General features: G+C 65.2%; 1 protein-coding gene. It reads left to right on the top strand.

Annotation, left to right across the window (positions count from 1 at the left end):
- The coding region (locus DIE02_RS35235) for a 3-hydroxybutyrate dehydrogenase (RefSeq protein ID WP_124492255.1) at window positions 1-701 on the top strand (701 nt) is incomplete at both ends.

Raw genomic sequence — 701 nt, 5'->3', positions numbered from 1 at the left:
GGCAAGACCGCAGTCGTCACGGGCGCCGCAAGCGGCATCGGCAAGGAAATCGCGCTGGAGCTCGCGAAAGCGGGCGCGGCCGTGGCGATCGCCGACCTGAACCAGGACGGCGCAAACGCGGTTGCCGACGAGATCGTCAAGGCAGGCGGCAAGGCGATCGGCGTCGCGATGGACGTGACCAACGAGGAAGCGGTCAACAGCGGCATCGACAAGGTGGCCGACACGTTCGGCTCGGTCGACATCCTCGTGTCGAACGCGGGCATCCAGATCGTCAACCCGATCGAGAACTACGCGTTCTCCGACTGGAAGAAGATGCAGGCGATCCACGTCGACGGCGCGTTCCTGACGACCAAGGCCGCGCTCAAGCACATGTACAAGGACGATCGCGGCGGCGTCGTGATCTACATGGGTTCGGTGCACTCGCACGAAGCGTCGCCGCTGAAGTCGGCGTACGTGACGGCCAAGCACGGGCTGCTGGGCCTCGCGCGCGTGCTGGCGAAGGAAGGTGCGAAGCACAACGTGCGCTCGCACGTCGTGTGTCCGGGCTTCGTGCGCACGCCGCTGGTCGACAAGCAGATTCCGGAGCAGGCGAAGGAGCTCGGCATCAGCGAAGAGGAAGTGGTGAAGAAGGTGATGCTCGGCAACACGGTCGACGGCGTGTTCACGACGGTGCAGGACGTCGCGCAGACGGTGCTGTTCCT

This window comes from Burkholderia sp. Bp8991, assembly GCF_003853795.1.
Taxonomy (GTDB): Bacteria; Pseudomonadota; Gammaproteobacteria; order Burkholderiales; family Burkholderiaceae; genus Burkholderia.
This window is presented reverse-complemented; position numbering and strand designations above follow the sequence as displayed.